At 38.1% G+C, this 8,691-nt stretch carries 8 protein-coding genes and 1 tRNA gene; 4 read left to right on the top strand and 5 right to left on the bottom strand.

Annotation, left to right across the window (positions count from 1 at the left end; translation table 11 throughout):
- The 4 genes from ABGX27_00130 to ABGX27_00145 form a co-directional block, all read right to left on the bottom strand.
- A partial coding sequence (locus ABGX27_00130; GenBank protein ID MEO2067908.1) for a GTP-binding protein occupies positions 1-386 on the bottom strand: 386 nt, incomplete at its 3' end.
- Positions 387-506: 120 nt separating this feature from the next.
- Positions 507-583: transfer RNA gene (locus ABGX27_00135), tRNA-Thr, on the bottom strand.
- A gap of 46 nt (positions 584-629) precedes the next feature.
- Positions 630-1,790 (bottom strand): hypothetical protein, encoded by a 1,161-nt coding sequence (locus ABGX27_00140; GenBank protein ID MEO2067909.1) that lies wholly within the window; start codon positions 1,788-1,790, stop codon positions 630-632.
- A gap of 22 nt (positions 1,791-1,812) precedes the next feature.
- Positions 1,813-3,039 (bottom strand): hypothetical protein, encoded by a 1,227-nt coding sequence (locus ABGX27_00145; protein ID MEO2067910.1) that lies wholly within the window; start codon positions 3,037-3,039, stop codon positions 1,813-1,815.
- Positions 3,040-3,237: 198 nt separating this feature from the next.
- Between ABGX27_00145 and ABGX27_00150 the strand changes: the two genes are divergently transcribed.
- On the top strand, positions 3,238-4,623 hold the full coding sequence (locus tag ABGX27_00150; protein ID MEO2067911.1) for an alginate export family protein: 1,386 nt from the start codon (positions 3,238-3,240) through the stop codon (positions 4,621-4,623).
- A 94-nt stretch (positions 4,624-4,717) separates the two neighbouring features.
- Complete coding sequence (lepA, locus tag ABGX27_00155; GenBank protein ID MEO2067912.1) at positions 4,718-6,514, top strand: translation elongation factor 4; 1,797 nt, start codon at positions 4,718-4,720, stop codon at positions 6,512-6,514.
- 142 nt (positions 6,515-6,656) lie between these two features.
- Here the strand turns inward: lepA and raiA are convergent, their stop codons facing one another.
- A complete protein-coding gene (gene raiA / locus ABGX27_00160; protein MEO2067913.1) occupies positions 6,657-7,220 on the bottom strand; it encodes a ribosome-associated translation inhibitor RaiA in 564 nt (187 codons plus the stop codon).
- 61 nt (positions 7,221-7,281) lie between these two features.
- Between raiA and ABGX27_00165 the strand changes: the two genes are divergently transcribed.
- Together ABGX27_00165 and ABGX27_00170 are read left to right on the top strand one after the other, a co-directional pair.
- Positions 7,282-8,265, top strand: a complete 984-nt coding sequence (locus ABGX27_00165; protein ID MEO2067914.1) for a DUF814 domain-containing protein — start codon at positions 7,282-7,284, stop codon at positions 8,263-8,265.
- 9 nt (positions 8,266-8,274) lie between these two features.
- Positions 8,275-8,691, top strand: a 417-nt coding sequence (locus ABGX27_00170; protein ID MEO2067915.1) for a universal stress protein, incomplete at its 3' end; no start/stop codon positions are given.

Raw genomic sequence — 8,691 nt, forward strand, 5'->3', positions numbered from 1 at the left:
GGAACGTTAACTTGTCTTGCAAGGAGAACGTGTTCTCTTGTTTGAGGCATTGGACCGTCAGCAGCGGATACTACGAGGATAGCACCGTCCATTTGAGCGGCACCGGTGATCATGTTCTTGATGTAGTCGGCGTGTCCTGGGCAGTCAACGTGAGCGTAGTGGTACTTGTCGGATTCGTATTCAACGTGAGCAGTAGCGATAGTGATACCTCTTTCTCTTTCTTCTGGAGCTTTATCGATTTGGTCGTATGCTACTTCTTGTGCAAGTCCTCTTAAAGAAAGACAGTGTGTGATTGCTGCTGTGAGGGTTGTTTTTCCGTGGTCAACGTGTCCAATTGTTCCCACGTTCTTGTGGGGCTTCTTCCTCTCAAATTTTTGCTTCGCCATAGCGTTTCCTCCAATAAAAAATTGTTTTAAGTATTAAAAGTTTTCAGCCAAAATTTATCAATAAGAAAGGGGAAATTCAAGGTGAATTTTTGAATTTTTGTTATTTTTCTTTGATAAAAGTGGTGCCCACGGGCGGAGTTGAACCGCCGACCTCACCCTTACCAAGGGTGCGCTCTAACCTCCTGAGCCACGTGGGCAACAATCGAGAAACAAAATATAAGCCATTCAATAGGAATTTCAAGACTACCACTCTAAGGAAACAGAAGCCATATACCTTCTATCTTCTTCTTGTCCGGCGTAACCTCCAACTTCTTCAGCGTAAGTTGCAAACTGGAAGTTGATTAAACCGAGTCTAAAGTCTGTTCCAAAAGTTGGATAACCTTGATAAAGTCCTCCTCTTAAGATCCAAGCAGTCCATTTATTTTCCCAAACCTTTATCTCTCCACCGATTCTGATCCTTTTGCCCCAATCTTCATCAACACCGTTATTTTGGGTAACGTCTATAACATCTAGAGCAAAAACGGGTTCTTTGAAAAAGCCACGGAATCCCTCAAACTTTGGTCTTAGTGCAAGCCCCAGATTTACACTCATTGGGATCTTTCCAGCTTCCCCAAAATCAAGATCTCCTATGTTTAGAACGGAAACTCCCACTTGGGGATTGAAGTAGTTATCTGGAGCTACATCATATATGAAACCAACATCAAAAGAAATTGCTGTTCCGTCTTTGAGGTAGTTGTCTTCTATATAGGTATCTAAGTCATCTTGGTGGTCTAAAATTTCAGAAGTTGTAAAGGTGTGGTCTACAGTTTCAGCATAGAAAGCTTTAACGCCAAATCCAGCCTTTAATTTATCGTCCAAGAATCTATAAGAAACTCCTGCTATTGCTCCAGCGTAGGCTTTTTGATGAACCTCTAAAAGACCGTCCGTTCCTGCTCCTTGATGTGTTGCAAAATTTGCTTGAAAACTTCCTACTAAGGTAAAACCAAATGCTAATTTCTCATTGTTTTTAGCTACTCCTAAGGCAAGTCCTTGAAGGTCGAAGTGAAAGTTTTCTCCTAAGTATTTAAGTATTAGGTCATTTAAGGCTGTTAACTGTTCTGTGTCGTTGTCTATATCAAGAACGTCTTGAAAGTCGTTTGCGAAATCAAAAAAGTTGGAAGATAAACTTCCTCCAAGTTTTAAAAGGGTTACTTCAAAGCCGGCTTCTCTTTTTATGTTAGAAAGACCTGCAGGGTTGTAAAAGAGTGAATTAATAGAACCACCAACTGCTGTGTAGGCTCCTCCCATTCCCATTACAGATGGGTCTTTGTATATGTAAGGATACTCATAAATTCCTCCAAAAGAACTGCTTGAAAGGGCAAGACTTCCTAAAAGAAAAGCTGCAGTTATAAGATTCCTTTTCATGACTATCCCCCTCTTTTCTTAACTATTGAATCTGAGTTAGATATTCTGAAAGTAGTTTTTGAGCTTCTGTTGCGTTAACTGTTATGGTTATATTATCAGCACTTTCTAAACTCTCTGTTGTACAGTTTTCTTCACCACAAGTACAATATTCAGGTCCTGCTTCACATATGTCTTTTTTAATTTCTGTTAATGCATCCTCAATATCTGTAGCGTTGTCTCCTACAAGGTTTGCTATTGATTCTGTTCCGTTGTTAAGAAGTTCTACTACGCTTTCTACAACTGTTAAGGTATCATTTCCATCTTCCACAATTGGACAAGGATAACACCCAGTTGTTTCATTAACGCTTTCACAGGCTATTCCGTTATCTGCATAGCAGTAGCCACTTGTAAGAACTAAGATTTTCGTTCCATCGTCAATTTTTTCCAAAACTTTGTAATCTGTGTTATTGCTACAACCAACTGTAGAGTTGCCACTTATTGTTAGTTTTATTACTTCAAAGGTTTTTGTTTCATAACCGAAAGTTACGTTGTCTTCTAGAACATTTATATCTACTCCTTCAGCTTCACAAATTGTAGTGTTGTTGTCCTCAGTTGCCGAGTACTTCAAGGCACATCCGCTAAACTCTGCAGCATCAACTACTCCATCTTGGTCTGCATCAATATCACAATCCAAACTTTGAGTTGTGTCGCTTGCAGCCCAAGCTGTTATAGCTTCCTCTGTAGTTTTTTCATCTGTTCCTACAGTTTCAAATAAAGATGCAAAAGAAGTTGTAGCTTGCGCGATGTCTGAAATAGATTTAAAAAAACAAGCATCTTTTTCTAAACGGGTTTTAGGGTTATCACAGTTTACGTTACTTCCAAGTGCTTTTAGGTAGTACTCCCTTGCTTTCTTTGCATAAACTATCTTTATCCCAGCACCACCTTCAATGCTTTTTGAGATGAAAGTTGCAAAAGAATTGTTACTTTCATCATTACTGTTTAGAAGGTTTGTTATAAGAGATGGAATATCGTAACCTGCAAGTCCTAAGTATGCAGCTCCAAGATTTATGTATCTTTCAGTTTCGTTAAAAGCAGAAGCACACTCTCCGTTAAGAAGCTCTATCGCGCGGGTGTAGTCTTGTTTGTCAAGTGCATAACTTACTTCGTACTGACAGCTTTCTACGCTTTCTTTGTCTGCAATGCTTTCAAAGACATTACAGCCCAAAAAGGTAGCCATTCCTACAAGGCTTAGACTTAGGAGTTTTTTCATCTCCTCCTCCCAAATTTGCTATTTTTGTTATTATTACAAATTGAAGTTTTAGTTGTAAAATTGCAAAATAAGCATTAAAGCTAAGAAGGATAAACTTGAATTTTAAAAACCATAATGCTAAATTTTGAAAAAGTGAAAAATGATATAATCTCTACAAACCTTTAAAACACTACTAAAACACTACAAGGGGAGGTCCTGATGAGAAAGGCACTAAAGCTTGCGACCTTAATGGGTCTAACAGCAGCTCTCGTTCTTCCAACAGCATCTATGGCTGAAGATGTAGGAATGGAAGAACAAACTATTACTATTAAGGGACAATTAAGAGAAAGGATCGAATACTGGAAGATCGACAACTCTTACAGACCAGTAGGAAACTACAGAGCAAGAATTCAAATTAAAGCTAAGCTTGCTGATGGTGTAACTGCTGTATTTACACCACAAGCAGTAGGATATTGGGGAGAGAATTTACAAGGAGTTCTATTAGGAGAGTCTGCTTCTACTTATGATGAAGAACCAGCATATTTGGCAAAAGCGGATAGAGGAGTTTCTGGAACAACTAATACTCTAAATCTCCATGAAGCTTACATTCTATTAAACAATGCTTTTGGTGTTGATGGACTTATTGTTAAGCTTGGACGCCAAGAAGTTAACCTTGGAAACCAAAGGCTTGTAGGTTCTGTAGGTTGGTCTCAAGCTGCAAGGTCTATTGATGGTGTCTTAGCTGCTTATAAGGCAGGGGATTTCGGAACAGCTATTGCTTTCTATGGAAAGCTTAATGAGTCTGTAAATAGATTCGATGCATGGACAATTCCAAATACAGATACAGGAGACATTGACCTTTACGTTGCAAGCTGGCAAGGAGCTCTAAAGCCATTTGGAATTGGTGGAACATACGAAGCAACTGCTATTTTTGTAGATGGAATGGAACACTCTACAATAGATAACATTAATACATTCTATTTTAGAGGTACTCCAGTTGTAGATTTAGGTTCTATGAAGGTTAAGGCAAATGCAGAAGTTGCATTCCAAAATGGACAAGACCAAAATGGAAACGATTATAAAGGATACTTCTTCAGCGTAGGTGGCGGAGCTACATTTGCAGATGTTGCTGCTAAACCAAGTGTATTTGTAGGATATGATTACTATTCTGGAGATGATGGAAAAGATAATGATATTGATGCATTCTGGTCTGTTCTTCCAACAGCTCACAAGTGGCTTGGATTTGCTGATCAGATCTGGGTAGGAAACTTCTACAAGTTTAATGGGGCATTCCCAACAGCCACAGACGAAGGAATTACAGATCTTTACGTAAAATTCTCTGCTAAGCCACTTGCAAAAGTTGCGACACTTGCGCACTTCCATTACTTCCAAACAGCTGAAGATGTAGCAAATCCAAGTAATCCAAATGAAACAAGTAAAGATGTTGGAATGGAACTTGACCTTCAAGCTAAGTACAAGTACAGCAAGAACCTTTGCTTAACACTTGGATATGAATGGTTTGATCCAGATACTGCATACGAGTATAAGACAGACTCAAGCGATACTGTTCACCACCTCTGGCTTCAAGCAGACCTCAAGTTCTAATTACTGTCTAAATTTTCAAACTATGAAGGGGGCTTTACGCCCCCTTTTTTAATTTTGGTTTATATTTTTCCCTAAAACTTTCAGAGGGAGTCCTATGAATCAAGAATTCATTAGAAACTTTTGCATAATCGCACACATAGACCACGGGAAATCTACTTTAGCCGATAGACTCCTTGAGTATACGGGAACTGTATCAAAAAGAGAGCTAAAAGAACAGATGCTTGACACCTTGGAACTTGAAAGGGAAAGGGGAATAACAATAAAACTTAACGCTGTAAGAATGAATTATAAAGCTGATGATGGTAAGACCTATACTATGCATCTTATTGATACTCCCGGACACGTTGACTTTACCTATGAGGTTTCAAGAAGTCTTTCTGCGTGTGAGGGGGCACTTTTAGTAATTGACGCAACACAAGGGATAGAAGCTCAAACCATTGCAAACTTTTTCTTGGCACTTGATGCTGGTCTTGAAATTATCCCTGTTATAAACAAAATAGACCTACCAAGTGCTAATCCTGACTGGGTAAAGGAACAAATTGCTGACGTTTTGGGACTTGATCCAGATGATGCCATTTTAGCATCTGCTAAAGAAGGAATAGGGATTAAGGAGATCTTAGAAGCTATAGTTAAAAAAGTTCCACCACCTTCCGGAGATCCTAACAAACCCTTAAAAGCACTGATTTTTGATTCTTTCTACGATAACTACAAGGGAGTTATACCGTTTGTAAGAGTTTTTGACGGTGTAATAAAGCCAGGAACGAGAATAAAGCTTATGTCCAACGATAAAGAGTTTGAAGTAGTTGAGGTAGGGACTCAGTCCCCTTACATGACAAAGGTCGAAGAACTAAGAGCTGGAGAAGTAGGCTGGATAGCTGCAAACATTAAGAATATTGAAGATACTCAAGTTGGGGATACCATTACCGATGCCGAAAATCCGACCGATGAACCTTGCCCGGGATTTAGACCGGCAAAACCTATGGTATTTGCAGGACTTTATCCTGTGGATTCAGATGATTACGAGCACTTAAAAGAAGCTCTTGAAAAGTTAAAACTTAACGATGCAGCTCTCTTTTTTGAGCCGGAAACTTCGGCAGCTCTTGGGTTTGGATTTAGATGTGGCTTTTTAGGGCTTCTTCACATGGAAGTAATTAAGGAAAGACTAGAAAGAGAATTTGGTTTAAACTTAATCGCTACTGCTCCAAGCGTTATTTATAAGGTTTACCTAAAAGATGGAACTGTCGTTAACGTTCAAAACCCAGCAGAGATGCCACCTCCAGAAAAAATAGACCACATAGAAGAACCTTATATTACAGCTTCAATTATTACTCCTTCTGAATATGTTGGTCCAATTATGCAGCTTTGCCAAGATAGGCGTGGAATTCAAACAGGCTTTACATACTTAGATCAAAACCGGGTAGAACTAAGATACGATATGCCACTATCTGAAATTCTCTTTGACTTCTTTGATAAGCTGAAGTCTGTGTCTCGTGGATACGCTTCTTTTGACTATGAACTTGCAGGTTATAGACCATCTGAGCTTGTAAAACTTGACATTCTTATAAATGGAAAACCCGTTGATGCTCTTTCTGTAATTGTTCATAAAGATAAAGCTTACCAGAGAGGACGCCAGCTTGTTGACAAGTTAAAAGAGATAATACCAAGACAGCTGTTTGAAGTTGCAATTCAGGCTGCAATTGGAAACAAGATCATTGCCCGTTCTACTGTCAAGGCTTTAAGGAAGGACGTTCTTGCAAAGTGTTATGGTGGAGATGTTACAAGAAAGAAAAAACTTTTAGAAAAGCAGAAAGAAGGTAAAAAGCGTATGAAAATGCTTGGGAAAGTAGAGGTTCCACAAGAAGCGTTTTTAGCTGTTTTAAAGGTTGAATAATACTTAAAGGGGGGATTTCCCCCCTATTTTTATTTTACAGGTATTTCGTAAGCAATATAGAGTCCAAAAATGAAGAGGACTAAAAACGATAGGGTAACGATAATTTCAGGTAACATTATTTCTATTCCCAATTCCGATATTATCACTTACATGATGGCATCTCTATCAATCCTACGTTTCCATCTTTTCTTTTATAAACAACAGCTGCATTACCGGTTTCTGCATTACAGAATACAAAAAATTCCATGTTTGATCCAAGAAGTTTAATTACGGCATCTTCAACAGTGATAGGTTTGTAAAGTTCAGGTTCAACTTCAATGATTTCAATTGGCTTTTCAACTACTTCCTCTTCAACTAAGGTAATATTTCTCTTATTTTTCTTTCCCTCTCTTTTAGCTTCCGTTTGAATTTTGTCCTTTAACCTTCTTAACTGCTTTTCTGCTGCATCAACTACGTAATCTACAGCAGTGTAGAGGTCATCGGTTTCTTTCTTTATTCTAAGGGTGTGGTCGTAAACGTTGTAGATTATTATTTCTACAGATGCACGATACTTTTCTTTTCTTACAATAATGTCAGCAAAAATTTCTCTTTCCTCGTTATCTCCTAAGTATTTTCCCAGTTTCTTGAACTTTTCCTCCAATGTATTTTTGATAGCTCCTGTGAGGTCAATACCATCACCGATAAGATTAAGTCTGAGGGTTGCCATCCCTTCCTCCTTTTTTTGGTATCTCTTATTTTTAAATTAAAACTAAAAAGGAGATGTGTCTATGGAAGGAAAAAAAGTTTTTTTACTTTTCTCTGGAGGACTTGATAGTATCATTGCAGCAAAACTTCTAAGAAACCTAGGATACGATGTTGTAGGGGTTCACATAACTTCTCCTCTTTTCCAAAAAGATATTGAAAAGTTGGAAAGTCTTGCCAAGAAGCTTGGGATAGAACTTTTGATTCTAAAAGCTGGAAATGATTATCTTGAGATGTTAAAAAATCCAGTTTACGGTTACGGTAAGAACGTTAATCCTTGTATAGACTGTAAAGCTTATATGCTCCGAAAGCTAAAAGAGATAGCAGGAAATAACATTATTGCGACTGGGGAAGTTCTTGGACAAAGACCTATGTCTCAACACATGGACGCTTTTAGGAAAATAGAGAAACTTTCTGGTCTTAAAAAGAAAATCTTACGGCCACTTTCAGCAAGGCTTTTACCTCCAACCGTTTATGAAGAAGAAGGATTGGTTGATAAGGAAAAACTTTTGGATTTAAAGGGACGTTCAAGGAAGAGGTATCCTGAAATTCTAAAAAGTTTGGGGATAAATATCGATGACCTTCCCACACCTGCTGGTGGTTGTCTTTTGACGGAACCATCTTTTGCTAAAAAGATAAAAGATTTAATGGAACACGATGAACTAACTTGGGAGAATATTGAGCTTTTAAAAGTTGGTAGACACTTTCGAATAGGAAACTGTAAACTTATCGTTGGTAGAAATAAAGTGGAAAACAAAGTTTTAAGGGAAAATAAAAAGGAGATAGACTATATTCTTACAACGCCGGGAGTTCCGGGACCTACTGGTCTTTTAAGGTGCCAGGAAGAACCAACTGAAGAAATTTTAGAAAAAGCTTGTGGAATTGTAGCTAGGTATTCTGATGCAAAATCTGAACCTCTTGTGAAGGTATCTGTAGAAAAAAATGGTAAACTAATAAAAGTTTGGGAGGTTAAGCCAATTTTTGAGCTTGACGAATACGCCATCAGATAGGGGGATACTATGTTATTTGAAAAAGTTCTCTATCCAGTAGATTTAGAAAAAGCAAGTTTAAATGCAAAACCTTACATCTTAAAACTAAAGGAAGCTGGATGTTCTGAGGTTCATTTACTTTATGTTCTTATTCCTTCTGAATGGGGATTCATACCTCGAGCGAACTATACTTCGGAGGAAATGATAGAGTCTTTAAAAGCCTCTATAAGTGAAGGCTTCGTTGATGGGCTAAAGAGAAGATTTAAGAAGCTTCAAGAACTTGCTGGGGAATTTGAGAGGGAAGGTATAAAAACTACAGTTTCAATAATTCCAGGTGAATTAAATGAAGTAATATCTTCTTATGCTGAAGAAAATGATATAAAGCTTGTTGTTCTCGGAATATCTGCAGAGTCCCTCTCTTTCTTTAAGGTTGGAGAAATACTTGAC

The sequence above is a fragment of the Desulfurobacteriaceae bacterium genome (assembly GCA_039832905.1).
In the GTDB taxonomy this organism is placed as follows: Bacteria; Aquificota; Aquificia; order Desulfurobacteriales; family Desulfurobacteriaceae; genus Desulfurobacterium.

Bases quoted from the DNA above. Each gene is read 5' to 3' on its own strand.
- ABGX27_00145 (MEO2067910.1), bottom strand. From the start codon at position 3,039: ATGAAAAAACTCCTAAGTCTAAGCCTTGTAGGAATGGCTACCTTTTTG.
- ABGX27_00165 (MEO2067914.1), top strand. From the start codon at position 7,282: ATGGAAGGAAAAAAAGTTTTTTTACTTTTCTCTGGAGGACTTGATAGT.
- ABGX27_00140 (MEO2067909.1), bottom strand. From the start codon at position 1,790: ATGAAAAGGAATCTTATAACTGCAGCTTTTCTTTTAGGAAGTCTTGCC.
- ABGX27_00150 (MEO2067911.1), top strand. From the start codon at position 3,238: ATGAGAAAGGCACTAAAGCTTGCGACCTTAATGGGTCTAACAGCAGCT.
- lepA (MEO2067912.1), top strand. From the start codon at position 4,718: ATGAATCAAGAATTCATTAGAAACTTTTGCATAATCGCACACATAGAC.
- raiA (MEO2067913.1), bottom strand. From the start codon at position 7,220: ATGGCAACCCTCAGACTTAATCTTATCGGTGATGGTATTGACCTCACA.